This window comes from Carnobacterium sp. CS13, from assembly GCF_016653495.1.
Lineage (GTDB): Bacteria > Bacillota > Bacilli > Lactobacillales > Carnobacteriaceae > Carnobacterium_A > Carnobacterium_A antarcticum.
This window is the reverse complement of record NZ_CP067364.1, coordinates 1,081,941-1,105,021: the sequence shown is the minus strand read 5'-3', so window position 1 is coordinate 1,105,021 and position 23,081 is coordinate 1,081,941. Positions and strand designations below refer to the sequence as shown.

Annotated in this window: 40 protein-coding genes, 1 tRNA gene and 1 other RNA gene; 7 read left to right on the top strand and 35 right to left on the bottom strand. The window is 36.1% G+C overall.

Translation table 11 applies throughout. From position 1 onward, the window contains the following. Window positions 1-48 precede the first annotated feature (48 nt). The 21 genes from JHE06_RS05390 to JHE06_RS05290 all read right to left on the bottom strand — a co-directional run bounded on the left by JHE06_RS05390 (window position 49) and on the right by JHE06_RS05290 (window position 10,924). On the bottom strand, window positions 49-768 hold the full coding sequence (locus JHE06_RS05390) for a head maturation protease, ClpP-related (RefSeq protein WP_201089748.1): 720 nt from the start codon (window positions 766-768) through the stop codon (window positions 49-51). Next, window positions 746-1,966: a phage portal protein gene (locus JHE06_RS05385; protein ID WP_201089746.1), complete on the bottom strand. Its 1,221-nt coding sequence runs from the start codon at window positions 1,964-1,966 to the stop codon at window positions 746-748. Before JHE06_RS05385 ends, JHE06_RS05390 begins: the two co-directional genes overlap by 23 nt. Window positions 1,967-2,138: 172 nt before the next feature. Beyond that, window positions 2,139-2,336 (bottom strand): hypothetical protein, encoded by a 198-nt coding sequence (locus JHE06_RS05380; RefSeq protein ID WP_201089744.1) that lies wholly within the window; start codon window positions 2,334-2,336, stop codon window positions 2,139-2,141. A gap of 11 nt (window positions 2,337-2,347) precedes the next feature. Continuing rightward, window positions 2,348-4,063: a terminase large subunit gene (locus tag JHE06_RS05375; protein ID WP_201089742.1), complete on the bottom strand. Its 1,716-nt coding sequence runs from the start codon at window positions 4,061-4,063 to the stop codon at window positions 2,348-2,350. 85 nt (window positions 4,064-4,148) lie between these two features. Beyond that, a complete protein-coding gene (locus tag JHE06_RS05370; RefSeq protein ID WP_201089740.1) occupies window positions 4,149-4,673 on the bottom strand; it encodes a phage terminase small subunit P27 family in 525 nt (174 codons plus the stop codon). A gap of 168 nt (window positions 4,674-4,841) precedes the next feature. Next, a complete protein-coding gene (locus JHE06_RS12395) occupies window positions 4,842-4,991 on the bottom strand; it encodes an HNH endonuclease (RefSeq protein ID WP_442857134.1) in 150 nt (49 codons plus the stop codon). Window positions 4,992-5,172: 181 nt separating this feature from the next. Beyond that, window positions 5,173-5,538: a hypothetical protein gene (locus JHE06_RS05360; protein WP_201089738.1), complete on the bottom strand. Its 366-nt coding sequence runs from the start codon at window positions 5,536-5,538 to the stop codon at window positions 5,173-5,175. A gap of 429 nt (window positions 5,539-5,967) precedes the next feature. After that, window positions 5,968-6,420 (bottom strand): hypothetical protein, encoded by a 453-nt coding sequence (locus JHE06_RS05355; protein WP_058918422.1) that lies wholly within the window; start codon window positions 6,418-6,420, stop codon window positions 5,968-5,970. A gap of 14 nt (window positions 6,421-6,434) precedes the next feature. Beyond that, window positions 6,435-6,947, bottom strand: a complete 513-nt coding sequence (locus JHE06_RS05350) for a nucleotide modification associated domain-containing protein (RefSeq protein WP_082664153.1) — start codon at window positions 6,945-6,947, stop codon at window positions 6,435-6,437. Between the two features lie 15 nt (window positions 6,948-6,962). Next, complete coding sequence (locus JHE06_RS05345; RefSeq protein ID WP_058918421.1) at window positions 6,963-7,187, bottom strand: hypothetical protein; 225 nt, start codon at window positions 7,185-7,187, stop codon at window positions 6,963-6,965. Next, window positions 7,180-7,326 carry a hypothetical protein gene (locus JHE06_RS05340; RefSeq protein ID WP_201089736.1) on the bottom strand — a complete coding sequence of 49 codons (147 nt, stop codon included), beginning with the start codon at window positions 7,324-7,326 and terminating at the stop codon, window positions 7,180-7,182. The genes JHE06_RS05345 and JHE06_RS05340 overlap by 8 nt, the downstream gene beginning before the upstream one ends. 123 nt (window positions 7,327-7,449) lie before the next feature. Next, the gene (locus tag JHE06_RS05335) at window positions 7,450-7,656 is read right to left on the bottom strand and encodes a hypothetical protein (protein ID WP_201089734.1); all 207 of its coding nucleotides are present in this window, start codon (window positions 7,654-7,656) and stop codon (window positions 7,450-7,452) included. Next, window positions 7,657-7,863, bottom strand: a complete 207-nt coding sequence (locus JHE06_RS05330) for a hypothetical protein (protein ID WP_201089732.1) — start codon at window positions 7,861-7,863, stop codon at window positions 7,657-7,659. 12 nt (window positions 7,864-7,875) lie between these two features. Continuing rightward, complete coding sequence (locus JHE06_RS05325; protein WP_201089730.1) at window positions 7,876-8,100, bottom strand: hypothetical protein; 225 nt, start codon at window positions 8,098-8,100, stop codon at window positions 7,876-7,878. Next, complete coding sequence (locus tag JHE06_RS05320) at window positions 8,093-8,383, bottom strand: hypothetical protein (RefSeq protein ID WP_058918417.1); 291 nt, start codon at window positions 8,381-8,383, stop codon at window positions 8,093-8,095. The genes JHE06_RS05325 and JHE06_RS05320 overlap by 8 nt, the downstream gene beginning before the upstream one ends. A gap of 26 nt (window positions 8,384-8,409) precedes the next feature. Further along, window positions 8,410-9,108 (bottom strand): putative HNHc nuclease, encoded by a 699-nt coding sequence (locus JHE06_RS05315; RefSeq protein ID WP_058918416.1) that lies wholly within the window; start codon window positions 9,106-9,108, stop codon window positions 8,410-8,412. Between the two features lie 13 nt (window positions 9,109-9,121). Then, window positions 9,122-9,592 carry a single-stranded DNA-binding protein gene (gene ssb / locus JHE06_RS05310; RefSeq protein WP_058918415.1) on the bottom strand — a complete coding sequence of 157 codons (471 nt, stop codon included), beginning with the start codon at window positions 9,590-9,592 and terminating at the stop codon, window positions 9,122-9,124. Continuing rightward, window positions 9,593-10,015 (bottom strand): hypothetical protein, encoded by a 423-nt coding sequence (locus JHE06_RS05305; RefSeq protein ID WP_058918414.1) that lies wholly within the window; start codon window positions 10,013-10,015, stop codon window positions 9,593-9,595. Continuing rightward, window positions 10,012-10,218, bottom strand: coding sequence for a hypothetical protein (locus JHE06_RS05300; RefSeq protein WP_201089728.1), 207 nt, complete (start codon window positions 10,216-10,218; stop codon window positions 10,012-10,014). The genes JHE06_RS05305 and JHE06_RS05300 overlap by 4 nt, the downstream gene beginning before the upstream one ends. After that, window positions 10,215-10,712 (bottom strand): hypothetical protein, encoded by a 498-nt coding sequence (locus JHE06_RS05295; RefSeq protein ID WP_201089726.1) that lies wholly within the window; start codon window positions 10,710-10,712, stop codon window positions 10,215-10,217. The genes JHE06_RS05300 and JHE06_RS05295 overlap by 4 nt, the downstream gene beginning before the upstream one ends. Beyond that, window positions 10,709-10,924 (bottom strand): hypothetical protein, encoded by a 216-nt coding sequence (locus JHE06_RS05290; protein WP_201089724.1) that lies wholly within the window; start codon window positions 10,922-10,924, stop codon window positions 10,709-10,711. Before JHE06_RS05290 ends, JHE06_RS05295 begins: the two co-directional genes overlap by 4 nt. A gap of 91 nt (window positions 10,925-11,015) precedes the next feature. Here JHE06_RS05290 and JHE06_RS05285 point away from each other — a divergent pair, with 91 nt between their 5' ends. Then, complete coding sequence (locus JHE06_RS05285; RefSeq protein ID WP_201089722.1) at window positions 11,016-12,008, top strand: DUF4393 domain-containing protein; 993 nt, start codon at window positions 11,016-11,018, stop codon at window positions 12,006-12,008. A gap of 143 nt (window positions 12,009-12,151) precedes the next feature. On the opposite strand, the gene JHE06_RS05280 is transcribed toward JHE06_RS05285, so the two are convergent. From JHE06_RS05280 to JHE06_RS05250, 7 genes are all read right to left on the bottom strand, one after another. Further along, a complete protein-coding gene (locus JHE06_RS05280; protein WP_201089720.1) occupies window positions 12,152-12,880 on the bottom strand; it encodes a hypothetical protein in 729 nt (242 codons plus the stop codon). A 24-nt stretch (window positions 12,881-12,904) separates the two neighbouring features. Beyond that, complete coding sequence (locus JHE06_RS05275) at window positions 12,905-13,330, bottom strand: hypothetical protein (RefSeq protein ID WP_201089718.1); 426 nt, start codon at window positions 13,328-13,330, stop codon at window positions 12,905-12,907. A gap of 5 nt (window positions 13,331-13,335) precedes the next feature. After that, window positions 13,336-14,283, bottom strand: a complete 948-nt coding sequence (locus tag JHE06_RS05270) for a DnaD domain protein (RefSeq protein WP_201089716.1) — start codon at window positions 14,281-14,283, stop codon at window positions 13,336-13,338. Window positions 14,284-14,403: 120 nt separating this feature from the next. Then, window positions 14,404-14,544: a hypothetical protein gene (locus JHE06_RS05265; RefSeq protein ID WP_156413248.1), complete on the bottom strand. Its 141-nt coding sequence runs from the start codon at window positions 14,542-14,544 to the stop codon at window positions 14,404-14,406. Continuing rightward, on the bottom strand, window positions 14,531-14,794 hold the full coding sequence (locus JHE06_RS05260) for a hypothetical protein (protein ID WP_058918408.1): 264 nt from the start codon (window positions 14,792-14,794) through the stop codon (window positions 14,531-14,533). The genes JHE06_RS05265 and JHE06_RS05260 overlap by 14 nt, the downstream gene beginning before the upstream one ends. A gap of 4 nt (window positions 14,795-14,798) precedes the next feature. After that, window positions 14,799-15,137, bottom strand: a complete 339-nt coding sequence (locus JHE06_RS05255) for a DUF771 domain-containing protein (RefSeq protein ID WP_201089714.1) — start codon at window positions 15,135-15,137, stop codon at window positions 14,799-14,801. Window positions 15,138-15,142: 5 nt separating this feature from the next. Then, window positions 15,143-15,340, bottom strand: coding sequence for a helix-turn-helix domain-containing protein (locus JHE06_RS05250; protein WP_201089712.1), 198 nt, complete (start codon window positions 15,338-15,340; stop codon window positions 15,143-15,145). 149 nt (window positions 15,341-15,489) lie between these two features. Here JHE06_RS05250 and JHE06_RS05245 point away from each other — a divergent pair, with 149 nt between their 5' ends. Next, window positions 15,490-15,714, top strand: a complete 225-nt coding sequence (locus tag JHE06_RS05245) for a DUF2188 domain-containing protein (protein WP_201089710.1) — start codon at window positions 15,490-15,492, stop codon at window positions 15,712-15,714. A gap of 44 nt (window positions 15,715-15,758) precedes the next feature. After that, a complete protein-coding gene (locus JHE06_RS05240) occupies window positions 15,759-15,998 on the top strand; it encodes a DUF1883 domain-containing protein (RefSeq protein WP_201089708.1) in 240 nt (79 codons plus the stop codon). Window positions 15,999-16,026: 28 nt separating this feature from the next. Here the strand turns inward: JHE06_RS05240 and JHE06_RS05235 are convergent, their stop codons facing one another. The 3 genes from JHE06_RS05235 to JHE06_RS05225 are packed head-to-tail and all read right to left on the bottom strand — an operon-like array spanning window position 16,027 to window position 17,190. Beyond that, window positions 16,027-16,185 (bottom strand): hypothetical protein, encoded by a 159-nt coding sequence (locus tag JHE06_RS05235; RefSeq protein WP_201089706.1) that lies wholly within the window; start codon window positions 16,183-16,185, stop codon window positions 16,027-16,029. Further along, window positions 16,186-16,893 (bottom strand): BRO family protein, encoded by a 708-nt coding sequence (locus JHE06_RS05230; RefSeq protein ID WP_201089704.1) that lies wholly within the window; start codon window positions 16,891-16,893, stop codon window positions 16,186-16,188. It abuts the gene before it with no gap. Between the two features lie 36 nt (window positions 16,894-16,929). Next, window positions 16,930-17,190: a helix-turn-helix domain-containing protein gene (locus tag JHE06_RS05225; RefSeq protein ID WP_058918403.1), complete on the bottom strand. Its 261-nt coding sequence runs from the start codon at window positions 17,188-17,190 to the stop codon at window positions 16,930-16,932. A gap of 171 nt (window positions 17,191-17,361) precedes the next feature. Between JHE06_RS05225 and JHE06_RS05220 the strand changes: the two genes are divergently transcribed. From JHE06_RS05220 to JHE06_RS05205, 4 genes are all read left to right on the top strand, one after another. Further along, window positions 17,362-18,012, top strand: a complete 651-nt coding sequence (locus tag JHE06_RS05220; protein ID WP_058918402.1) for a LexA family protein — start codon at window positions 17,362-17,364, stop codon at window positions 18,010-18,012. A gap of 72 nt (window positions 18,013-18,084) precedes the next feature. After that, window positions 18,085-18,747, top strand: a complete 663-nt coding sequence (locus JHE06_RS05215; RefSeq protein ID WP_201089702.1) for a hypothetical protein — start codon at window positions 18,085-18,087, stop codon at window positions 18,745-18,747. Between the two features lie 38 nt (window positions 18,748-18,785). Further along, on the top strand, window positions 18,786-18,977 hold the full coding sequence (locus JHE06_RS05210; RefSeq protein ID WP_058918400.1) for a hypothetical protein: 192 nt from the start codon (window positions 18,786-18,788) through the stop codon (window positions 18,975-18,977). A 148-nt stretch (window positions 18,978-19,125) separates the two neighbouring features. Then, window positions 19,126-20,274, top strand: a complete 1,149-nt coding sequence (locus JHE06_RS05205; protein WP_201089700.1) for a site-specific integrase — start codon at window positions 19,126-19,128, stop codon at window positions 20,272-20,274. A 146-nt stretch (window positions 20,275-20,420) separates the two neighbouring features. Here the strand turns inward: JHE06_RS05205 and JHE06_RS05200 are convergent. The 4 genes from JHE06_RS05200 to rnpB form a co-directional block, all read right to left on the bottom strand. After that, window positions 20,421-20,511, bottom strand: a tRNA-Ser gene (locus JHE06_RS05200). Window positions 20,512-20,713: 202 nt separating this feature from the next. After that, window positions 20,714-20,986, bottom strand: a complete 273-nt coding sequence (locus JHE06_RS05195; RefSeq protein ID WP_058918398.1) for a hypothetical protein — start codon at window positions 20,984-20,986, stop codon at window positions 20,714-20,716. 453 nt (window positions 20,987-21,439) lie between these two features. Then, window positions 21,440-22,585, bottom strand: a complete 1,146-nt coding sequence (locus JHE06_RS05190) for a THUMP domain-containing class I SAM-dependent RNA methyltransferase (RefSeq protein WP_201089698.1) — start codon at window positions 22,583-22,585, stop codon at window positions 21,440-21,442. Between the two features lie 94 nt (window positions 22,586-22,679). Next, window positions 22,680-23,055, bottom strand: an RNA gene (gene rnpB, locus JHE06_RS05185) — RNase P RNA component class B. Window positions 23,056-23,081: the final 26 nt, after the last annotated feature.

Sequence of the window (23,081 nt, the reverse complement as noted above, 5' to 3'; positions counted from 1 at the left end):
CTCCTAATTTTTGGTAAAAAAATAGACATCCGATAATATTTCGAATATCTAGTACAAACTATTTAATATTTCTTCTTTTAATAACTCGTTTTTCATTTGAGCAATTTCTTCTAAATTAACTGCAGGAGCAATAAAAGGTGGTTCGTCACTTTCTTTAGCCATAATATTTCTAACTTTATTTATAGCTGTTTCAGACAAAAGGCCATTTTCTACACTTGCAGCTAAAGTTATTGCATCTTCTTGAAACATAATTTCGTCTGCAAAACCTAAATCTAACGCCTTTTGCGCATCCATGTAAGTTTCTTTGTTCATCAATTCAGTTAATTCTAATTCTGATAACTTAGTTTTACTGATATAGGCACTTCTGATACCTTTATCAGCTGTTGTTAAAGCCTCTTTTGCTGATTCCATGTCTCTATGGTCACCTTCAGCGTATCTCCAGCCATTATGAATCATTATTCTTGCTGTTGGTGATATTTTAACCGTGTCAGCTGCCATAATAACTACTGAAGCAGCACTTGCTGCCATACCAACGACTTTAGCTGTTATTTGGCCGGTATATTCTCTAAGAGCAGTGTAGATTTCACTTCCAGCATCCACTATGCCCCCAGGTGAATTTACGGTTAGTTCAATTTCTTCTCCATTATCTGGTAAGTTATCGGAGATATCTTTGGGACATACCGCATCCATACCCATCCAATCATATATACGTTTTTGACTATCGTTTACAATTGGACCTTTCAAGTTAATCTTTATCATCTTGTTCATCACCACCCTTCACTTGTTTTTGTCCGTTCCTTTTATCTTGGTATTCCTCAACCTTGTCAGCCCAAACATAGTTCAAACTGGCCTTTCTTCTTTTCATGTTAGGATCTGTATCCGGAGATTTACCTAGATCAACCAGTGCATCATTTCCAGTGTAAATTCCGCCATTATAAAGCTTAATGACTTCTTCCACATTCCTTCCAGTAACTGCTCTCGTATCAAACACTAACCGGTATTTTCTACGATCCGTTTCACCAAAATTCTTAAGTCCATGTTCACTTGTAATGGCATCAAAATAAAAAGGAAGATCATTTGTTATATAGTCTTCGTTAAGCTGCTTGACAGATTGGTTAGGACTATTCACTGCTAACTTATATGCGGGTATACGTAAACATTTAGCAATTTGAGCTGTCGAATAATTATTTGAGTTAATAAGTTGAAGAACGTTTGTATCGATTTCCAAAGGAGAAAATTCTTGTGTAGAGTCCATCACTAATGGGCTTCCTCCAGTTGAGCCTTCACGCATATAATCAAATTCTTCTCTAGCTCTTTTTCTAGCTTCTTTATTCAATTGAGCGCCTTTCATCGTCAATATCCCACTAGAAAAACCACTTTTAAAAAACTTTTTAAGAGTATCTACTCCGTTTTCTTGCAATGCTATCTCGTCAGCAAGTGATAAGAGAGGGGAACGTCCGGTAACTGTGTCATGCGTAAAAAATTTCCAATGAACAACATCGTTATCGTTGCAATTAAATACTTTTCCAGTAGCAGAGTCAGTAAATGTGTAAGTTAATCTATGTGTATCCACATCTTCTTCTACTAAAGTTTCTGAAGGACGATAAAATACATATTGAATAATTTTATTTGTTGTTGGATCTCGTAAAGCTCTTGAATAAGAATTTCCGGTTAAAATAGCATTTACCGTCATGGCGAATTTCCATGCCCTCGCAGTAGCATTTGATGTTGATCGAACATTCAATAAGTAACTCAACTCTTCATCTTGAACAATATTGTCGTCTAAGTCTTTTTTGATTATTGGGAAGCGAGCTATATCTCCCGCGATAATAGATACTGCAGTTAGTATGTCACTGTTTTTTAAGGCAGATAATCCGACATACTGTGGTGTGTTGCTACCAGCTAACACCGATTCGATGTAGTCATCATAGCCAACGTTACCTTGTATTGATTTAAAATATGTCATATATTTTTCTCACCACCTCTCTAGTAAAATTAGTTAACCAACGCTCATATTTATCAAATAGCTAACGACAATTAAAGCAATCCCTAATACTAAAAATCCTATAATTTGATTGAACAAAAAAGCCGCTAAAGCAATAAATGCGATACCGACGAACAATAAAATTGTATGGATATTAAGGATTAAGAATTGAAGTGCTTTCTTTATTATTTCCAACAGCTTCAAAACTCCCCTCAATAACTAAAATTTTAGATATCTCAGTTTTATCTTTTAGCTCACTCCGTATTTTTTCCTTTACCTCCCTCTTTATAGGTGGTCCGTTTATTGCACACACTAATAAATCAATGCTTTCTACATATGTTAATTTATACATGTATTTTCCTCCTAAAAACCAAAGTCATCACTCATCACTTTCTCGTCTGTCCAATAGCCACTTCCGTCAAACGATTCTAAATAACAGATTGCAAATGCATCGAGTAAAGCATCAATAGGATCAATTTTATTGCTGTTCTTGCTTTTGTTGATTCGAATACCATTGTTGTCTTCTAATGTGATTGCATTGTTGATAGCAGACGTTAAAAGTTCATTTCCATCGTGTCTTATCTTTTTATTGATAACATCATCTCTAAATTGTTTTGTTGGCATAGACAACGTCATGGTTCCTTGTCTAATTTCAATTAATGGCCACTCAGGATGATTCTTTTCAATCAACGTAAGAATGTGCCCAAATTGATAAGGGTCATAGCAGATACCCTGCACATCTAAATCATTGCTATATATAAAGTTCTCTAACCACTCAAAGACAAAGTCATAATCAATAACCCCGCTTTCGAGTTCTGTAATGTCACACTCGCCTCTTTGTTCCAGGACTAGGTAATCTATACCATCACGCTTTATTTTTGTTTCTAAACCATACTTAGTAGCAATAAATGAATGGCTATCGACATGCCAATGATCGTCAGCCATCGTTGCCCAACTAATTGAAAACAGGTCACTAGATTTCCCAACATCGACACCTATCCAAGCTCTTCTGCCTGTTATATCTTCTGGCACCTCATTTTTAACAGCTTCCCAATGTTCAGTAGATAAATAAGACTCTTCGCTAGCTTGTCGCCACATGTTAAAATTTTTAACGAGAACAGAGTTGTATGTGCCTTTTAGCTGTGATTCTTTTTTTCGTTCTCTTAAATAACCAGTTAACTGATCGTAAAGTCCTTCAACCTCAAGAATAGGGTTGCTCTTAATCCAATTTACTTCATCCTCTAATTCTTCTATGCTATCTTGCTCAGCAATATAAGAAAAATAAGTTTCGTTTTGTATTTCACCATCAATAACTTTCTTAGCATATGGCCATTCGATTTTATAAAATGGTGCATTCAAATTGAAACCAGCTGTAGAAATAATAAAAGTTAAAGGAGATTGTAATTGAGCTTGAGAGGATTCTATTAGTTCCATTACCTCGGTAGTTTTAGCAGCAGCGTACTCGTCAATTACAGCAACATACATTTCATATCCGTCTAAGCCACCTGTTTCACGAGAAAGGGGGCGAACAAAAGAATAATCATCTATATTCTTTAATTCTTCACGTACGCGCTTTGTAGACTTACTTACTTCAGGGTATTTACTCCTTAAAGATTCTAATTGCTTAGCGACCATATTAAAGACAATTTTAGCTTGCTCTTTGTCGTTCGCAGCAGTAAAAAGCTGTCTACTTTGAGCTGGGTTTTTACCGAACAAAAATTCATATAAAACTATGCCTGATATTAATAAAGATTTACCGTTTTTCCTCGCTACGCTAACAACAACCTTTTTAAATCTTCTAGCATCAGGGTTGTTTTTCAAGCGCCAACCATAAATAGAACCCACAACAAATTTTTGGAACATTGCTAAAGGGAACGTTTGTCCAGTCTTTGGATCAGGTAGAATCTCCATGAACGCAATAACTTTGTTTGCTGACTCTTCATCATAAAAATAAAGAAAATCATCATCAGCAATTCTTTGCAAATCTTTCATATGACGTTCACAGGACTTAATGACTGATTTACACGCTAGAATATCGCCCTTAATTACTTTTCTAGCGTATTCTGTTGTGTAATCCATCTTTTTCTCCTTATTTAAAAATTATTTTACCGTTAACGTAATCAAATCCTTTGCATTAAAAATAGCCACTAGCGATTGCTAATGACTATCCGAATAAATCTGCTAACGTTTGTTTTTTCTCTTCTTTCGGTGGTGTGTAGATTCGCATTCGACTATCTACTGTTAAGCCGAGATTGCTTGCACAACGCATAATATTTGAACTTGCATCATTCATAACAGATACAGAAGGGTTCTTTTTAGATTTATCTGTATAAGTTATTAACTCTTTTCTTTTAGTTCCATCTTTTTCTGTAATTTCTTCGAGGTAGCTGGCTTCCATAAAAATGCCGTTTTCTTTAACATCTTTTTCAGCTTCTCGGTAAATTGCATACCACGTACAGTACATTTCCAAAACTGCCCGATCTAGGTTTTTAACAGGGAGGGTTTGAAGGTCTTCCCACACTCGTTCGTATTCATATCGAGCAATAGGATTTAGATGGTTGGGAGCAGATTTTTGCAACGTCTTTAAACCCTCTGAAGCTTTATTTTGTATGGCTTTTCGGTCTTCAATCTCGTTTTTTGTAAAGTTCTTTTTGTTGTTTTCTAAAACCTTGAATTTTCTACCTGACATCCTTTTCCACCTCCTTCAAATATTTTCAAAAAGGGAATTTTGGGTACGGAAAGGGGGGCCGTTGTTTTGGATTCCACAAACCGCGCCCCGTTGCACTTCGTAGGGGTACTACTCCCCACTTTCTAACCCTATGTGAAAATATCCCCCACCTTTATTGAGCTGATAGTTCTATATGTTATACCTTTTTTCATCATCCTTAGTCTTTATCGCATGACATTCACCACATAATGGTTGCAGATTGGTCCTAACTAATCGTAAAGACCAATCAACCCTAACAGGTATGATGTGATCAGCTAGTGTGGCATCTCCACCGCACATTCGGCAAACATAATAGTCACCATTCAATACTTGCTTGCTTAATGTTCGCCAAGCTTTCGAGTTATAGAATGACATCAGTTCACGTTGATGCTTCCACCTTGTCTTGTTATATTCTCTGTCCTCTTCTTTGCGTGAATCATGTTCGACCAGCACTCTCTTGCCATTAACAAACGCTAGCTTCTTAGGCCTCATTGGCACTCACCTTATCTAGGTATGCGGATAGCAAGGCACGCTGAACCTGCAGCACTCCTTCAGCTCCTAGCTTTGTCACATCGATGCTGAACTTGTCCGCCAACATATCTTTGTTCTGCTGTTCATGTAATACCTGTCGCATCGTTGAGAATAGTAATGCAGCAACTTCATCAGTCGTTAATCCGTACATAGAGAATATAGACACAAACAACTCCTGCATCTGATCCAAGTCTTTCTCCTCACGAATAGAGGTTAGTAGCTCTAAGAAGTCCTGTTGAGTAGCCTTAGGGTTAGTAGCAGCTTTGCTTGCCTTGCGTTTAAAGTCTTGCGGCCGCTTAATGTTTTTGTTTGGCATTGATTATCATCTCCCACTTCAATTAGATACGTTGTTTAAATTAGTGTGAAAGCACCCACTCAATCGAGTGAATGCTTTGCTGTTTATTCCATCGGCAAGGATTTGCACCTTACATGCCTCAGCAACTCATCGGATAATAGTCTTAGTATTCACTAAGATGGTTGCACTTTTGGTCTATTACCGTTGGCTCGTGAATGCGTCTACCTATTCCGCCACGATGGATTTATCTGTATACCATAAATAATAATCGCCAGTTTCCGCTGACGATTATTACAACACTATATGATGAACGAATAAAGAAAGTCGTTTGATGACAGTTATTTCCTAAAGGATTGAGTTCATATCGCTTTCCTTATTCTTTCACGCTATCATCTTAACACCGTAAATGTTGCACGTGGTTGCAAGTTTCTGCAACGTTATGCAACGTTTTTAGTTTTTATCAGAAGAAGGTATCAACGTTCTTAGTTCTCTGGTCTCCTGTTTATCTAATTCGTTTCTGAAAACATTGACTACCATAGTTCTCCAACGCCATAACGTGGAACGATCAATGTGCAATTGGTCTGCTATGTGTTTGTCTCTCTTCAAAGGATTCGGATCTATGTAATAGACCATCATCATTTTTTGCTTATCGCTGGTTAGTGATGCATAAGTATTTTCTATTGCGATACCTTTCTGCTTGATCCGTAATATTTCTTCATCGTCAGATAATCGAACAGCTGTCATTTCTGTTGGGTTACTAACAAAGCTCGAACGACCTCCACCAATGTTGCTGTCTGAAATTCTATAAGGGCTTAATATGTTCAATCGGATTTTATTTAATTGAGCTTCTAACTGCCTGTAACTGAACAGCATCACTTCTAGTTCTTCGTCTGTATATTCCAAGCGATTGCCCCCTCTTAGTCGTTAGGATTTGTACCATGGTAATATGTTGAAATTTTATTGTTTGATGGTGGACACTCATCACTACTTGTTATTTTTGCCAAGTCATGCATGAAAGAAGAGTATGCATCTACTTTACATTTATCCTCTTCATGCTCCACTGCTGTTTGAATACAACTTTTATGAAATAAAGACATCGGTGCTGTAGAGATTTTCGTAAAGTTTTTTCCGATTGTGTTAACAATATGATTTTGTTTATCTTTCTCCATTTCGATTAATGTCATGATGGCATAGTTAGCAAGGTCCATTAAAGTGTCCTTGATGGTTTCATCTTTAACCAATCGTTCTTCATCTGTCTTAGCAGCTAATGACACTAATCTATTTGTCTTATCGCTAATTCTAGTAACGGCTGAAACAATGCCTAACTTTTGAAATGTGTCACCAAACGCATCACCATAATCAGCATTCTTAGACTTATATATTTCGTTTAATTCTTGCGTTATTTTAGCGTGAACCAATGGTTTATTCATTCACAGTTCCTCCCTTTAATAAAACTGGACAGTCGTATTATTTGGATCAATATTATTTTGATTGCATATCTGACGTTTCAATTTGTACATATCGATATCAACTATCACTGTTTCAGGAACTAATGACCCAGCAACGGTTATTTTAGATATCGTTGCTGGTATCTCCTTAAACTTTGCTGCTTCTTTTAGATCGTCATACTCCTCAATGGATATTTGGACGAAACCTTCTCTTTTATTCATTACCCTTCCACCCTTCAATCAACTTCATCGCTTCGTCTTCTGGTAGTTCCGTTGTGAAAACGGTTCTGTCGTAGTTTTTAACGATTACTTGTAGCGTTTTTGGTGCAGGCACGTTATCCCAAGCTTTACAAAACATCATAAGGTTGTCTGGCAACCACTTATATATCTTGTATTCAACATGCGTTTCGTCATCCCATCCGCAAGAGTCTATATATAGAATTGCTTGGTGTGCAGATTTAAAGTCTTTTTTTCTTCGCTTTATCTACTTATTAACAAAATCAGGCACCTCAACAGTTTCCTTTTTGGAAATAGTTGGATCGGTGATTTCTGGTTCGTCTAGTTGGTCGATTAGTTTAAAAATATCTTCATACAAAACATTTGACATGCTAGAAGAACTAAATATCCCTTGCATCTCTGCGTTATACATTTCTTTAGCTAAACTATCCTTCAACCACTCTTTATTTTTCATCTACTCGTCCTCCTTGATAAAAATCGTTTCGGCTGATAGGTATTCCGCCAAGCAATAGTTATCACAAAACATGTTGTCTTGACCGTTTTCGAATTGAAAAAAATTAATTATCATATGGTTATCTCTTACCGTTATAAATTCTTCGTCAAAGACTTTTTCACATTGTGCACATCTTGAAGCGCCTAACTCAAATTCTGGATACTCCATCTACTTGCCCCCCTAAAATCCATTTACATTCCGCGGTTTCTTAAAAACTTTAACGCTCATCTTCTCGTCCAGCTCGTCCTCACTCATATACCCCATATAGCTAAAATGAAGCTCCCTAGCCACTCTTTCGTCCAACTTGAACTTGTAACCTGTCACACCATTAGACCAGTCTCTAGTGGCGTATTTTGGATAATTGTCTTTCATGAAAACTGCTTTATAGTAGTGGAGTTTATTCATCCTGACTACCTCCTGGTATCCGCCACATCAACGCTTCATTTTGCGCCACTAATGATTGGATCGTACTGTCTTTATCTAAAAGCTTAATGTCACGTTCCAGCATCAAAGTTTTATGTTCTTTTAAATCTTTATTTAATACTTTTATTTCTTGTTCATTCTCAATGACCGTTTTCTCTAGACTGTTTGCTTTAGCACCAGAAAACACTCCATAACTAAAAACAAGGACTGCTAATACAAACAATGCGTACCATACCAACTCTTTTTTAATAGATTGCTTGTTCATTCTCTTCACTCCAATCAATTATTTGGCTATCCCTTATACTTCAACTTCTTAAACTGTTCGTCATTCATGACTACTCCAAGCACGTGATGCTTCTTAGCAAATGTTATTTGACCGATCGTATGTGATTCTTGGTGATGAGTACGGCATAGGCACATCAGCTCATGTTTTGTATGATCGATGTGTTTTCTGTCACGTCCTGCACCAACTGTGTCAACGTGATGCACTTCTCCATGCTCCCAACAGATGGCACACTGTCTTTCATGCAGGCACTTGATGAGGTAATGCTTGATGTCCTCCACCAAACTAAGAGGCGGCACCGTTAACCCTATTTTGTATTCCATACAGAAATCTAATAAGAAAGTGATGAACTGTGATGCAAGGGTCACTGTACACGTTTTGCTCTTTTCAGATAAGCTAAACATTTTTATTTTCTCTTGCTCACAAAAGATAAGTTTCATATCATATTTAATGGACTCTATGTCATAGTCGCTTTTACCGTCTCCAGTTGCCTTTACGATATCGCCAAAAATAGCGTGTATTTTCTTCCTTTGCGGTGCGGTGATGATTCTATTGTCGAAGAGAGTAAACTCTCCAGAAAGTTGTCCATTTTCATCTAGGTAGCGTTCTAGCATGTAACCAGGAATGTTTTTGTCTAACTTTATGGTGAGCAACTGTTCTCCTTTATCATTTGTTCGGTTACCGGTCACTTCTGAATAGATGTTCATGGCTCTGGCTACCTTAGAATGGCAAGTCATCATCTGATATGTCTATCGGTTGGCTGCTGTTTTCAAATGGGTCATTTTGTGGAGCATCACTTCCTTGTGACCGATTAGGAGCTGGTGATGGTCCAGTAGGTACACTTCCACTTGATTGCTCAGCCGTATTTTTACTCTTTGATTCAAGTAATGAGAATGTTTCAACTACTACTTCTGTCACATAAACTCGTTGTCCTTGTTGATTATCATAGGATCTTGTTTGAAGTCGTCCTTCTAAGCCAACGAGTGATCCTTTTTTTGTATAGCTAGCCATGTTCTCTGCAGCCTTGCGCCAGATGACACAATTAATGAAGTCTGCATCACGTTCTCCTTTTTGGTTGGTGAACTGTCTATTTACAGCTGTCGTAAAGGAAGCAACTGCGGTTCCATTTGCTGTATAGCGTAAATCTAATTCTTTTGTTAATCGTCCAACTAAAACAACGTTGTTAATCATTTAAGCACCTCTTCCAACTAATTTCATAATCTCAAAATAATTAACCAAACATTCTTTTAATTCTTCAACGTCATCTACATCTTTTATCATGTCTTTTACATCATTTTGCGTAATTAATTTGTCTAACGTATTTTCTTCAACTGCATCAGCCACCCATTGCGGATGTGTTCCCGCTTTACTAAAAGAACTTTGAGGCAATAATTCTAATAAAGCTTCATACCGTTCTTCAATACCAATTAAAGATCCTGCTGTCATTATGAAGTCATCATCATTTTTTTTAATCTCATATACTCCTGGATGATTTTCTTTTACCATTTTGTGATAGATAGCTTCCCATTCCACATCGCTGAAATGGCTATGATTTGTATACGCTCCATATTCAATTGTTTTCCCATCTACCTCTACTTTGTACGTCTCGCTCATTCTGCATCCTCCTCAGTAACCTTAAACACATCATTTTCTGATGCCCACACCGTTTCTTTTCGTCCTTCTTTCAATAAGCAATACGGAAGTTCTGGATCTGTCTTATCCACTTCTATCACTAAGCACTTACTGCCATTTTTATAATGGGGACTTTCAAAAGGAAAATCACAATTAATTTCTACCCAGTCACCAAACTTGATCATTTAGCATCACTCACTTTCTTTTGTTTGAATTCCTTGTCTTTTTGATATTTCCATTTAAAGGCTGAAGCTGATGAACGACCTTTGATATAGCTATAGATGGTAGTATCATGAACTCCATGGTCTTTGCCAGCTTCTATTGCTGATTCATACGTTTTTATCAATACTTTTCCTTCTGCTTCCCATTGTTCAACTGGTTGCGGAGCTATTGGAGGTTTAGTACGGGATCTAACCTTTTGCCGATTGCTAACGTTTATTTTTTCAACTACTTGCTTGATTACTTTTACTTTCTTACCACACACGCTCATATCTTTAAAGTTGACGACTGTTTTATCGAATCGAGATTGAGACACAATGGCGCTGTTGTTATAAACAACTTCTATTTTGCCTTTAAATGGCTTGCCTATTGTTTTGCATTCAACAACGCTGCCAACAGTTACATTCGTGACGTTTCTTTTGCATTTCGTTTCAAAAGACATTTCATTTATTTTGTTCATTCTTCGATTGCCTCCCACTTATAGTCTTTAAACAAATACAACTTTTCGTTTTGAATAAGGATCAATACGTATTTACCTAAGAATTCACCTTCTACCACATAGTTGCTGCCGTTTATAAACCAGCTCATGAAGTAAATTCCTTTTCGCTCCATGTAATCGGTGGCTTGCTTGATTTCTTGAATCTTCTGAAGTCCATACTCTGCAATATTCATCGTTTAACTCCTTACCATTTTTTCTAAACATATGAATCCCAATTTTTATAGTGTAAAATTATAGTTATTAAATTATGGAAGGAGATTTACCATGTCATTTGAATTAATTCCTCTTTTAACAACTGTTGGAACATCTTTAGGCGTAAGTTGGTTAGCCAAGGGTGAATCCGGCCCATTAGAAACGTTAAACTCACTATGGTATTTAGTATTCGGAAAGTTTAACGAGAGCACTGCTGATAAACGATATGAAGCTCAAATTAATAGAGAAAAAAGCCATTTAGTTGATTCAGCCAATAAGATAGCTGTCGAATTAGGAAAGATACCTGAAGACTGTATACAAGAGCCTAGAGAAAACATTATAAAACCTGCTTTAGAGGCATTAAAAACTTACAATAGCGAAGAAGAACTTCGTGAAATGTTTGCTAAATTAATTGCTTCTTCAATGGATTCAAGAATGAATAATTCAGCTCATCCGTCTTTTGTAGAAATGATTAAACACTTATCACCTGCAGATGCTCAAAATTTGAAAATTATTTATGAAGAAGATTCAGGAATCCCAACAGCTAAAATTGATATTATTAGTAACGAAAACACTATGAAGACGGTTTTTTCCGAATTATTTCTTGCAAATCCAGACATATTCGACCAGTCAATCCAATCATCTTCTCTAATTAATCTAGATAGATTAGGTTTAGCGAAAATAGATTACACACATTGGTTTAACGATCAGACTAGATATAAAGAATTTGAAGGTATTCCAGAGTTTGTGAACCTAAAAAATGAACTTGATCATATTAAGGCCTATGACGATTCATACAATGAGATGTTAAATAACCTAGATAAACCAATGAATGAAGTAGAAAACAATTTAATTAATGTTTCTGAAAGAACCAGTGAATATCCAGAACTTAAACAAAAAATGAAGTTAATACTTGATACTTTGGAAAGAACGAAATTAGAAATGGCTGAAAGAAAACTCTCTTTTGATGAAAATAAAAGTAATTTAAAAGATGTAAAAATTGTGCCTGGAGTTATTATTACTACCTCTTTAGGGGACTCATTCTGCTCTATCTGTCTTTCTTGAATTTATCGAATAAAAAATTAAAAATAAGAGCCGTTAGTGTACTCACTAAAATTATTTCTATCACACTCATTTTAATTACCTCTCAACTGTTTAAATTTATGATTAAGGCAACGAGTTATACAGCTGCCTTAATCATTTTTTTATTAAGCTATTACTTCTACGTTTTTTAATTCTTTTAAGTTGTCTTGTAAGTACTCTTTAATATTGGCTAAGGCATTATGTTTCCAAAGCCCACCATCAGCTTCAAACAATGCACAACCTGGTTCATCGTTCAATCTGAATACGAATAAGCTTTCCGGTTGGTCAACTTCTAAGAATGTTCTGTATGGTTTTAATTCAACAGGGTTAGGCGCTTTACCGGTAGCAAGTGATGACACTCCATTTTTAATCGTTACAGATTGATTGATGCCGTTATCAGATACTGTCGCACCTTTCTCAACGTGGACCGCACTAGCAAATTCAAGTAGCAAGTCTCTATCTTCATTTTTTACAAATACGGATTGCAATTGGATATTAAACTCATCAAGTGAATGGAATCGTGCATAGCGGTAAGTAGGCAGCTCCGCTTGAGTGATGATAAATACTTCTCGGCTTCTTTCTTCGTCCAGTTCCGTAAATACCTTTACTTCTGTTGGTGAAACCACATGAACAGTCAAGTTTTGTTTAAGTAGTTCGTCTCTTCCAGATTTGATGTATTCTACTAAACCCGTTAAAGTGTTTAATTTAATGCTTTTAGCGTACTTTTTAGGGTCTAATTCAACTAATTGATGTTTCCTTTCGTCGTAATATTCTTTTGATTGACTCTTAATTACCTTTTCCTCGTTATTTCCTAAGTCAACTGCATACTCTAAAGCTTCTTTGATGTTTTCCATTTTTCATTTCCCCATTTCTTTTTTTTATTTAGTTGCTTTCCGTTTATTAAAATCAATGATTCCGTCATCGCCTGCTTCAATATCATCAATGGGCGTTCCAGTATCAGTTTTTAAAACGCCATCTTCAACATCAATGAATGTTTGACCAGGAGCATTACTTAAAAGCTCCGCTGCTTGAATTTGTCCCGTTTGCTCATTACGACCAACCAATACGGTAGTGGAGACTGATTTTTGAGGAGCCAGAGTTGATTTAACGGCTACGTCAGTAGTAATAGAGTTCCGTTGTTCATTAGCACTCATTGAGATAGTGATGCTAACTTTTCTAGCTTTATTAAAATCAGTGTTTGGATCCAGAATGTTTTGCATCACTTTCTTAAGTTCACGATCAATCTTCTCTTGAATGGCTCCATTTGATAATTCTGATAAATTTAAGTTGATATCTTTTTGCATGTCTATCACTCACTTTCTGTTTTTTTAAAGGCTCTTATTTTATTTAACCGTGCCTGCAGTTCTTCTCGTGCTGCTGAATCCATTGGGGTCTCATTAACTTCTGGCTTGCCGTGCCATTCAGGCATTGTTTCTTTACGGATAGGTTGTTTAGTGTAATTGTTTTTAGGTGCTGATTTCTTTGCTTTCAACGCTGCTTCACGTTCTTTTTCTAATGCATCAATGTCGTCAAGAGACTTAACACCTTTGTCTTCCCAGTTTTTCAAAATAGTATTTACATATGCATATTTACGAACGCCTTGATCAGCAGCTACATCAATTGCTCTACAAACAATTTCTTCAGCTTCATCACTATCTCCAAAATCAACTATCCAGTTATCGAGTTTTTCCATGTTCAACGGACTGATCATTCCGTATCCGTTTTGTTCCCAGGAAGTGATGCAGTTTGGTCGTTTTTCCTCAGTGGGTTGTTGTTGTTTATTTTTAATACTGTTATTAATAGAGCTGTTATTATTAAAGCTGTTATTATTAGTGCAGTCGTTTTGTAACGTTACGTCTTGTCTGGTTACGTTTTGTAACGTTACAAATTGACCTGTTACGGGCTGTATCATGTCGTTTTGACCTGTTACGGTTTTCTTTTCTGGTACCTCTTGCACTAAATGATAAATGTTACTTCCCCAACCTTTGCCATCACTTTTGCGTTCTCTTTCAATTCGTAGATAGCCATTTTCAATTAATTGATTCTTATATCGGTGAAATCTTTTTTCACTCATCGTTAGTTGTTTGCACATAAGATCTATACCAGGGAATGCACTTGTACCTGCCCCAGCAAAACTACAGATATATGCGTAAATTGCTTTTGCTTCAGGAGCTAGCTCCTCATCTTGCATTACAAGTTTAGGAACCGTACCGTAGCCTTTAGACATAACGCCTTCTAGCTTTAATTTGTCACTCATTTAAATACACCGTCTCTTTCAATTCCTAGTTTTTAGTGGTAAAATTAAGTTAAATTTGTTGTGGTAAACCTCAAATTTCTGGACTAACAAATGTGCGTATTTGTTAGTCTTTTTTTATTTCTAAAAAATAAACGTAAGAATCAAGTAAGCTGCAGCTACTGACATAAAACCAAGGTAGCCGTACATCCACTTCTTATCCTCTTCTGTTTCTAAATCAAACCATTCGTTAGATGCTTGAATAACGCTTTTAAAAATATGCATCCCATTCACACTCCTTAAGTTTTTTATGAGGATTAGCTGACAGACGCTTTTCCCTTTTAATTTCTTCATCAAATTCTTTAATGGCTTCTGTAATTCCACTTATAAACAATTTGTATTCTTTTTTATTTAGTTCTTTTTTATACTTACCTGCAGTCTTCTTTAACTGAATAAGACTCTTAACTACATCACTACTTACCAGAGCCTTATCGTATTCAGTTTGCAAAAACGCTAGCATCACTTCACTACTCACTTACTCACTCGCTCCTTGTGTAGATGTCTGGGAAGTGTTCATCTAAGAACTGAGACATCTTCGAAGCTTGAAAGGCCCAACGTTCACCGGTGCCTGTTTCTGGATAAAAGGTACACCCGCCATTATCAACATCTAATATTTCCCTAAATTCAGGTACATCTAGCACATTTTTTCTTAACCAGATGGCCTTCTTCTTTGTTTTCCGTTCTAGATCCTTCATGGTCCATGTTTCGCCTGCTAATGAAGCTGAAACTAGCTCTTCATATTCTGCTTTTTTTATAATGATTGAATCACTTGGCACTTGCCATAGAATGTTCAACTCAACAATTTGTGGTTGTTGCATTTAAATTACTCCTTTCTAAATTCATCTAAACTTACTTCTAACGCATCGGCTATCTTACAAACTGTGTTGAATCTTAAATCGCTCACTCTTCCGCTTTTTAGTTCATAGAGAGTATTTTGAGCAATTCCAGCTTTTTTTGTCAGTTCATAAATAGTTAGATTTTTTTCTTTTAACTGCTTCTTTATTTTTTGCCATAAATTCATGTATTCCCTCCTATAGACACTATATATGGTGTTAACCGCATTGATGTTCACAACATAATGTGTTATATTATTCTTGTAAGGAATGCCTTCGCCAAAAGTGATTCCTTCAAAAATATTTAAAATACAAAAGAAACGTGGTGAATACAATTATGGGAAAGAACCAACATGTAGTACCTAATCCAAATGGTGGCTGGAATGTTAGAGGCGCAAATAACACTAAGGCCACAAAACATACTGGAACTAAAGCTGAAGCTGTAGATTTGGCTAGAGAAATCAGCAAGAATCAAAACTCTGAATTACTTATACATGGTAAAAATGGGCGAATTCAAAGTAGAGATAGTTATGGCAATGATCCATTTCCACCAAAAGGTTAATGCTAGATTTAATCAAAAAACTTAATGAAAGGAGATTTTAATTTATGGTTCAAGTTCCTTATGTTGAAAGTACAGGTACGGTTTCTGTAAAAGTTCATTTGAAACATGCTGCAGATGTCTTTTTAGTAAATCAATCTAATTTCCAAAAATATAAATCTGGTCAAAGTTATCAATATTTCGGCGGTCATTATACTCAGACTCCCGTAGTTATTACTGCAAACGGTATCGGCAGATTTTATTTAGTTGTTCAAAACGGCGGTGAATACAGATACAGCTTCTTTTAATCTTAAAAGGCTATCTAACAAAAGTTAGTTAGTCTTTTTTTATTTTTGCATTATCTTCCATATATGAATAAACTTTCTGCATCACTTCTTTTGTATTAGTAACTGTCAACGCATTTTCCTTTACTAGTTCAATTATGTGTTCAACCAACTTAGCCTCTACAGTTGTTAAAACTACTTTTTTCTCCATTTAAATCACCTCTAACTCTAATTGCTTAACTACTACTGTCGTTGCCTTGGACGGTTCCCAATCATCTATAAAATCAACTACTGCATCAAAATGCTTATTTTTTAATTGAGAACGTGTTTTGATACCCGTGATAGAAGCTATTTCACTATTGAGAGCTTTGTATAACTCTGCTTTTTGTTTCTTGTTCATATTGTAAGAACGTTCTCGACCGATTTGGAAAACCCGTTGAGAAATACGTCTACTGAGATAGTTGTATTCTCCAGGGCTCAAGCTACTATTTTCTTCTAGGTTGTACACTCGCTTTTTAACTTCTTCGACATCTTCTTTCGTTTCCTCTGTTGCTTGAAACATTAGCTTTAATGCACTCATAGGATCTTTTGGAATTTGATAGCCTCCTGTTTTACGAATGGAGGGAAGTACCTCATTTGTAACCCAACGTTTAAACTTAGTAGCATTAGGCATTTTGGAACCAAAAACCAAACCATACATGCCTGATTCGTTCACTAAAAACATTTCTTGTGTACCACTAGTTGTAGGGATGGGATGTTTCATCCTATCCTCTTCATCTACATGTCTTTGAATAGCTTTATGAGGTTCGCTATAGCCTAATATTTCTGCTATATCTTTCCCAACAAACCAAGGTTCCTCATCGATTAGTTTTGTTCTTACAGCAGATGCTTCAAAATTAAATATTTCTATAACCGACATTTAGTTACCTTCTTTCTATATTTATTTTTAAATTAATTATTTCTTTTCTTTTTCTAAAATAACGCTAAAAGCGGTATCTTTTCCAAAAAAAATATAATCTTGAGGAATGTTATAGACCTTTTCAACTTTTTCAATAGTTTCATAATCTAATTTGCTACTATCTTTTTCATAGGATCTTAGCGTATCCCTGCCCATTCCTAACTTACTTGCTGCTTCTTCTTGGGTCCAGCCTTTCCTAATTCGCAAACTGGCTAAAGTGAACTTTAAATAGTAAGGTATTTTATCCTTAGTAGTCATTTTCTATAACTCCTTTCCTTATCGATATATTCATTATATACCGCTTTATGCGGTAAAGCAACTACTTTAACGCTAAAAGCGAAAAAACATTTTCTTTTTGCTAGTATTATAATGCTTTATGCGTTATTATGATATTAACGAATACGGGAAATTCATGAAGGAGAATCAAAAATGGCAGAAGATATAAAAAGTATTTTTTCTAAAAATTTAAACAGATTAATGGAATTAAAAAATGAAACTGCAACTGAAGTATCCGAAAAAACCGGTATAGCCTACTCAACGGTAAACGATTGGAAAAACGGAAAGAAGATGGCACGCGGTGGTAATTTACAAAAACTATCAGATCATTTCGGAGTTAACATATCTGATTTAACGTCAGCCGATGATATACACCAAAAAACTATTAGCAAATCATCTTACAAAGAATTAAAAGGTGCTGTTGCTGCGGGATATCCTTTAGAAATGTTCGAAACCCCTGAAATGATATCTGTGCCTTATGAAATTAACCAGCAATATCCTGAAGCGTACCTTCTAGAATTAAAAGGAGACAGCATGAACAAGATTCTTATGGAAGGAGCTTATGTTTTAATCGATCCTTGTACAAACTTAGAGAATGGGGAAATTGGTGTTGTTCGCGTTAACCACACAGAAGCTACTTTAAAAAGGTTTTATAAAATGGGTGAAACAATTATGCTTCAACCCGAGTCAACTAATTCTGAACATCATAACCAAATTTATGATTGCACCAAAGGCGAATGCGACAGTATTTCTATTATAGGGAAATTAGTTTGGGCCATGACTCCTATAGGTATGAAATTTTAAACAAAAAAATACCTACCGTTTAAATGACGGAAGGTTATAATTAAAATACATATATTATTAGGAGGATAAAAAATGATGAAATTTAAATTGCTAGCTGTAGTCGGTCTATGTGGCTTTATTTTAGGAGCGTGTGGCGTAGATAACACAGAAAACAAAGCCCAAGAGACATCAAGAGCGGCACTGGTTGAGAAGGATAATTCTAAAGAAAGTGAACCTAAAAAAGATTCTAAGTTAGTTGAAAAAGGCGAACTTTTGGAAGCTGGACAATACAAAAACGATAATGATCTTGGAAAGCTAGAATTAATAAAAATAGCCAGTCCGGGGAACCAAGTAGAAGTGGCACCTAATGTTTTCGTCACGTTCGGAAACGTTAAAATTATAAACTTTGTTGATATTCCTGAATCTTTTCAAGAAACTGCCAACGCGTGGTATGGATTTGAAGGGAATCAAGGCTATGACTTACAATTTGATTATACAGTAGAAAACAAAAATGACTTTAAAATTGATAACGCTGCTGTTGGGAAAGTCATTTTATCCGATGGTGAACAAATCGAGAGGTTTATGTACTCTGATGAAACCTTACAACTTGAAGCAGGAAGTAAAGCTTCAAACCAATTGGGACATGTCGCTATTCCACACTCGGATATAAGTTCAGTTAAGTTTTATATTGACCCAGTAGATTTTGACACTTACGATTCGTTAGGTTCTCAACCGGTAGAAGTAAAATTCGATTAAGATAAAGGCTTCTAAAGCTTTAACAAAGGAGAATTAATATGTCTAACAAAAAGATAATACCTTTTGATATAAAAAAGAAATACAAAACTTATGATGATTTGTCAGAAGAAGATTATTGTGAAATTGATGGTATTGTCGCACCTTTATTTGATTCAGTATATGTAGATAAATACAAAAATACCATCGGTAGAACTAGGTCCGGTATCGAAGTTTTAATGACTGAAAGATAAAAAAAGATCACACTCTCCCCTACCAAAGATTGAGTGTGATCGAGCTTGAATAGCATCCAAAGAAGAACACTATTATCAAATGCCTATAATAGGGCTATTTGACAAGCCCTATTATAGCACATAATCCGGAAGGAGTGTTATAACCAAAATGGCAACATATACTAAATTAAAGTCAGGTTGGCGATATAGAACAAACGTAGTGGTCAACGAAGAAAGAATTCAATTAATGGAAAAAGGATTCCGAACCAAACGTGAAGCTCAAGCAGCAGCCGAAGCTTTGGAGTCAAGGTTAAGGCGCGGAGGTTCTGTATTAGACGGTAACTCCCCTTTTATAGATTATTTCGAGAATTGGTATAAAGTATTCAGAAAAGGTAAATTTTCAAACAGAAATGATCGCGACATCCTACTCAGCATAAGCGTAGCTAAAAGGTTCTTCAAAAAAACTAAGTTAAAAGAAATTGATAAAGTGATGTATCAGTCTTTTTTGAATGATTATGGAAATGGTCATGCCACTGCTACTGTTAAAAAGATTCATACGTATACTAGAGCTTGTTTACGTGATGCACACGAAGCTGGAGCTATAATCCGAGACCCTTCTTATAGGGCATTCGTAAAAGGCACTGTAGAGGCTCAAAAAGAATCTTCTAAGTATCTCAGCCAAACTGAAGCCTCTCTTCTTTTAAAAGAGACAATTAGTAATCTAAATCCCATGTATGCTTCTAGGTACATGATTGTTTTTGGTTTAGCAACTGGATGCCGATTTTCGGAAACATTAGGACTTACCTGGGATTGTGTCGATTTTAAAAATAAGACCGTCAGAATCAATAAAACTTGGGATTACGAACATAAACATGACTTTGCTCCTACAAAAAACAAATCATCTAACCGCGTCATAACGATCGATGACCAAACATTGTCTATTTTGAATGAATTAAAACTATACCAAGCCAAACGACAACTTTCGTCTGGACTTAGAAATAAGAAAAATCTTGTCTTTATTGATCGTCAATTAACTTTAACTTCTAATGCTGGTATGAATAAAACGTTAAAGCGTTTGTGTGTTAAAGCTGGTGTCCAAGAAATAACTTCCCATTCTCTTCGCCACACTCACGCTTCCATTATGATTTACAATGATTTGAATATCAAATACATTTCTAAACGTCTTGGGCACGAAACGATTGTTACTACTTTGCAAACGTACGGTCACATCATAGATGAATTGAGCCAACGTGAAAGTGAGCAAGTAAGTATCACAATGAATGATTTATATACACATTCCGCTGAATCTGGGCATTAAAAAAGTGAGCAGGATGTGAGCAGAGGTGTTTAAATGCAGAATAACACAAACACTCGTTCCCGTATAACAAAACGATTCAAACGTTGATATAACAACGTTTAGTTGCTTTTTAGGTTGTACAGTATAACCCAGAATAATGCTTGTTACGGAAGATAAGGGATTCGAACCCTTGCACGAGCAAAACCCGTCTAACGGTTTTCGAGACCGTCCCCTTCAGCCAGACTTGGGTAATCTTCCAAAATCTGTTCTTAATTATACTCTGAAATACGACCAAAAACAATGATATTGAAATCCACTAGCATGACTCTTGATGACCTTCTAACGCTATTAAAAATTTGAATCCGTCTCTTTTTATAAGCACAAAAAGAGCTACAATCATTTTAGCTGTAACTCTTTCTTTTAATAAATAATCTATTATAGTTGTATTCTTTTTCCTCTATTAAGGTTTTTCCGGAATATCTCCTGGTTCTTCTACTTGTGGCGCTTTCGGATAGTCGATTGGATCTTTTCCGATATCGGGTATCGTAGGTTCTTTTAAGGGTTCATCTTCTATTTCTGGTGCTTTTGGATGATCAATCGGATCTTCTCCAGGATTTTGGATTTCCGGCCCTTCTGGTATTGGATTAACTCCAAACCCTGGTGCTTTAACTTCTTCAAGGAAAGAAGCTGAATCGTCTTGTTTTGATTGCAGTTCATGATTTTCTTTGTTCATAATAGCCACCACTCCTTTATCTTTATTTGTTAAGGATAAATACTATTAACCATTTATCTTTGCCTTTCTTTTTTTCTTGCTTTTCGAAAATCTATTCCGTTCATTTCTTTCTACAAATACTAACGGAATAATTTGGTCTATTCCATTGTTTCTGGTGTTCCTTTATAATTATATCTTAACAAAAATAGAAAACGCACACAAAAAAAACGCCTTTTTATAAAAACCGTTACACGTACTGTTCCTCTTAAAATTATAGTCCTTAAATGAATTGTTTTTGGTTTTAGAAGTTTCACGAGTTTTCGCACCCGTATCTTGTTGTCTTATAATCCACATATAAAAAGTGAAGGTCTCAAGAAATCAGCTTCTTAAGACCTTCACCATAACTGTATTTAATTAGATAGTTTTACCCACCAACACGATTGACAAAGAGCTCTTTTTCTTTTGTCTTCGTTTTTATTTGCGAGGTGCCCGCGGCGGACGTGTACCCCAATATTGAAACAAATCGGTTCTGAGTGCGCCATTATAGAGCTTACGTTTTTTAGTTGCACGTTCGCCATAATAAGATTCAAACGTTAAGTCGCTTGTAATAATATATTTGCTCCATGTTTTTAATGGACGGTAAACGGTCCCCATTTGTTTGTACAAGGCTTGGATCTCTTCTTCTTCTCCTAAGCGTTCCCCATAAGGCGGATTCGCTAAAATAACGCCGTATTCTTTTTCCGTTGTAAAATCAGCCAGTTGCATTTGTTTAAACGTAATACTGTCGCCTACTCCTGCTTCGATTGCATTTTGCTTGGCAATTTCAATCATGCCTGCGTCGATATCCGTCCCAACAATGTCTAATTCTGTGTCGTGATCAATCGCTGCTTTAGCTTCTTCTCGAACGTCTTTAAAGACAGATTGATCAAACCATTCCCATTCTTCACAAGAAAAATTACGATTGAGCCCAGGAGCGATATTCCGTCCAATTAAGGCTGCTTCAATCGGAAGTGTTCCTGAACCACATACTGGATCATAAAACGGACGATCTTTGCGCCAAGTTGTCAGCAAAATTAACGCTGCAGCCATATTTTCTTTCAAAGGTGCGCCACCCTTAGCGATCCGGTACCCACGTTTGAATAAACTTGGACCGGTTGTATCTAGAGTCAATGTAACTTTATCTTTCAATAATGCAACTTCTAATTGATACAAAGCTCCAGTTTCAGGCAAACGTGTTCTACGATGATAAACGTCGCTCAAACGGTCTACAATGGCTTTTTTTACCAATGCTTGGCAATCGGAAACGCTGTAAAGCGTCGATTTGATTGATTTACCCGCTACTGGAAAATTAGCGTCCATTGGTAAATAATCTTCCCAAGGCAATGCTTTGGTTTTTTCAAATAATTCATCAAACTCATAAGCATCAAATTCTCCCACAACGATTTTGATTCTATCTGCTGTTCTTAACCAGAGGTTCGTTTTTGCGATATCCCTTTCTGTACCTGTAAACAATACTTTCCCATTCTCTATTTCACATTCATATCCCATATTGCGTAATTCTTTTCCAACTAAGGCTTCTATACCGCTAGCTGCAGTCGCAACAAGTTGAAATTTTTTCATCTTTTTTGCTCCAATTCTTTTTGTTTTTAACTTTATTTATAAGATAAATATAAAACCCTCCATAGAGGAGGGTTTTATACCTGAATTTGTAAATTTCTGTAAGCCATGTTCTGTCTCAGATAAAATGTCAGGGTCACTTTTATCCGGAGGTAATTATCTGTCTGCAATTACTGCCTCTTCCATCGGTTCAATTCCCTAGGAAAAGTGCCCCTACCAAAGTTTGGGTTGCTCGCTCGAGGGGTTTACCGCGTTCCACCAATACCGTTTCCCGTATTGCTTCGTCACTGTGGCACTTTCAAGAATACTCAAGCATAGTATTAAACCTTAGCTTTTTTTTCTGCCGTCACTTTATCAAAAGATAAAGGCCCTGGCTTATGATTTCGCCAGGCACGAACACTACAAGCATCGCAGCTTGTGCGAGCATGGACTTTCCTCAGTCTAGTCAAGCTAGACCGCAATTACCCGAAATTTACAAATAAAATTCTTTTTTTTGATC

What these genes read in the sequence shown, in the direction of transcription:
- JHE06_RS05390 (WP_201089748.1), bottom strand. Translation starts at nt 768, where the DNA reads ATGAACAAGATGATAAAGATTAACTTGAAAGGTCCAATTGTAAACGAT.
- JHE06_RS05385 (WP_201089746.1), bottom strand. Translation starts at nt 1,966, where the DNA reads ATGACATATTTTAAATCAATACAAGGTAACGTTGGCTATGATGACTAC.
- JHE06_RS05380 (WP_201089744.1), bottom strand. Translation starts at nt 2,336, where the DNA reads ATGTATAAATTAACATATGTAGAAAGCATTGATTTATTAGTGTGTGCA.
- JHE06_RS05375 (WP_201089742.1), bottom strand. Translation starts at nt 4,063, where the DNA reads ATGGATTACACAACAGAATACGCTAGAAAAGTAATTAAGGGCGATATT.
- JHE06_RS05370 (WP_201089740.1), bottom strand. Translation starts at nt 4,673, where the DNA reads ATGTCAGGTAGAAAATTCAAGGTTTTAGAAAACAACAAAAAGAACTTT.
- JHE06_RS12395 (WP_442857134.1), bottom strand. Translation starts at nt 4,991, where the DNA reads ATGTGCGGTGGAGATGCCACACTAGCTGATCACATCATACCTGTTAGG.
- JHE06_RS05360 (WP_201089738.1), bottom strand. Translation starts at nt 5,538, where the DNA reads ATGCCAAACAAAAACATTAAGCGGCCGCAAGACTTTAAACGCAAGGCA.
- JHE06_RS05350 (WP_082664153.1), bottom strand. Translation starts at nt 6,947, where the DNA reads ATGAATAAACCATTGGTTCACGCTAAAATAACGCAAGAATTAAACGAA.
- JHE06_RS05345 (WP_058918421.1), bottom strand. Translation starts at nt 7,187, where the DNA reads ATGAATAAAAGAGAAGGTTTCGTCCAAATATCCATTGAGGAGTATGAC.
- JHE06_RS05340 (WP_201089736.1), bottom strand. Translation starts at nt 7,326, where the DNA reads ATGATGTTTTGTAAAGCTTGGGATAACGTGCCTGCACCAAAAACGCTA.
- JHE06_RS05335 (WP_201089734.1), bottom strand. Translation starts at nt 7,656, where the DNA reads ATGAAAAATAAAGAGTGGTTGAAGGATAGTTTAGCTAAAGAAATGTAT.
- JHE06_RS05330 (WP_201089732.1), bottom strand. Translation starts at nt 7,863, where the DNA reads ATGGAGTATCCAGAATTTGAGTTAGGCGCTTCAAGATGTGCACAATGT.
- JHE06_RS05325 (WP_201089730.1), bottom strand. Translation starts at nt 8,100, where the DNA reads ATGAATAAACTCCACTACTATAAAGCAGTTTTCATGAAAGACAATTAT.
- JHE06_RS05320 (WP_058918417.1), bottom strand. Translation starts at nt 8,383, where the DNA reads ATGAACAAGCAATCTATTAAAAAAGAGTTGGTATGGTACGCATTGTTT.
- JHE06_RS05315 (WP_058918416.1), bottom strand. Translation starts at nt 9,108, where the DNA reads ATGAACATCTATTCAGAAGTGACCGGTAACCGAACAAATGATAAAGGA.
- ssb (WP_058918415.1), bottom strand. Translation starts at nt 9,592, where the DNA reads ATGATTAACAACGTTGTTTTAGTTGGACGATTAACAAAAGAATTAGAT.
- JHE06_RS05305 (WP_058918414.1), bottom strand. Translation starts at nt 10,015, where the DNA reads ATGAGCGAGACGTACAAAGTAGAGGTAGATGGGAAAACAATTGAATAT.
- JHE06_RS05300 (WP_201089728.1), bottom strand. Translation starts at nt 10,218, where the DNA reads ATGATCAAGTTTGGTGACTGGGTAGAAATTAATTGTGATTTTCCTTTT.
- JHE06_RS05295 (WP_201089726.1), bottom strand. Translation starts at nt 10,712, where the DNA reads ATGAACAAAATAAATGAAATGTCTTTTGAAACGAAATGCAAAAGAAAC.
- JHE06_RS05290 (WP_201089724.1), bottom strand. Translation starts at nt 10,924, where the DNA reads ATGAATATTGCAGAGTATGGACTTCAGAAGATTCAAGAAATCAAGCAA.
- JHE06_RS05285 (WP_201089722.1), top strand. Translation starts at nt 11,016, where the DNA reads ATGTCATTTGAATTAATTCCTCTTTTAACAACTGTTGGAACATCTTTA.
- JHE06_RS05280 (WP_201089720.1), bottom strand. Translation starts at nt 12,880, where the DNA reads ATGGAAAACATCAAAGAAGCTTTAGAGTATGCAGTTGACTTAGGAAAT.
- JHE06_RS05275 (WP_201089718.1), bottom strand. Translation starts at nt 13,330, where the DNA reads ATGCAAAAAGATATCAACTTAAATTTATCAGAATTATCAAATGGAGCC.
- JHE06_RS05270 (WP_201089716.1), bottom strand. Translation starts at nt 14,283, where the DNA reads ATGAGTGACAAATTAAAGCTAGAAGGCGTTATGTCTAAAGGCTACGGT.
- JHE06_RS05265 (WP_156413248.1), bottom strand. Translation starts at nt 14,544, where the DNA reads ATGCATATTTTTAAAAGCGTTATTCAAGCATCTAACGAATGGTTTGAT.
- JHE06_RS05255 (WP_201089714.1), bottom strand. Translation starts at nt 15,137, where the DNA reads ATGCAACAACCACAAATTGTTGAGTTGAACATTCTATGGCAAGTGCCA.
- JHE06_RS05250 (WP_201089712.1), bottom strand. Translation starts at nt 15,340, where the DNA reads ATGAATTTATGGCAAAAAATAAAGAAGCAGTTAAAAGAAAAAAATCTA.
- JHE06_RS05245 (WP_201089710.1), top strand. Translation starts at nt 15,490, where the DNA reads ATGGGAAAGAACCAACATGTAGTACCTAATCCAAATGGTGGCTGGAAT.
- JHE06_RS05240 (WP_201089708.1), top strand. Translation starts at nt 15,759, where the DNA reads ATGGTTCAAGTTCCTTATGTTGAAAGTACAGGTACGGTTTCTGTAAAA.
- JHE06_RS05235 (WP_201089706.1), bottom strand. Translation starts at nt 16,185, where the DNA reads ATGGAGAAAAAAGTAGTTTTAACAACTGTAGAGGCTAAGTTGGTTGAA.
- JHE06_RS05230 (WP_201089704.1), bottom strand. Translation starts at nt 16,893, where the DNA reads ATGTCGGTTATAGAAATATTTAATTTTGAAGCATCTGCTGTAAGAACA.
- JHE06_RS05225 (WP_058918403.1), bottom strand. Translation starts at nt 17,190, where the DNA reads ATGACTACTAAGGATAAAATACCTTACTATTTAAAGTTCACTTTAGCC.
- JHE06_RS05220 (WP_058918402.1), top strand. Translation starts at nt 17,362, where the DNA reads ATGGCAGAAGATATAAAAAGTATTTTTTCTAAAAATTTAAACAGATTA.
- JHE06_RS05215 (WP_201089702.1), top strand. Translation starts at nt 18,085, where the DNA reads ATGATGAAATTTAAATTGCTAGCTGTAGTCGGTCTATGTGGCTTTATT.
- JHE06_RS05210 (WP_058918400.1), top strand. Translation starts at nt 18,786, where the DNA reads ATGTCTAACAAAAAGATAATACCTTTTGATATAAAAAAGAAATACAAA.
- JHE06_RS05205 (WP_201089700.1), top strand. Translation starts at nt 19,126, where the DNA reads ATGGCAACATATACTAAATTAAAGTCAGGTTGGCGATATAGAACAAAC.
- JHE06_RS05195 (WP_058918398.1), bottom strand. Translation starts at nt 20,986, where the DNA reads ATGAACAAAGAAAATCATGAACTGCAATCAAAACAAGACGATTCAGCT.
- JHE06_RS05190 (WP_201089698.1), bottom strand. Translation starts at nt 22,585, where the DNA reads ATGAAAAAATTTCAACTTGTTGCGACTGCAGCTAGCGGTATAGAAGCC.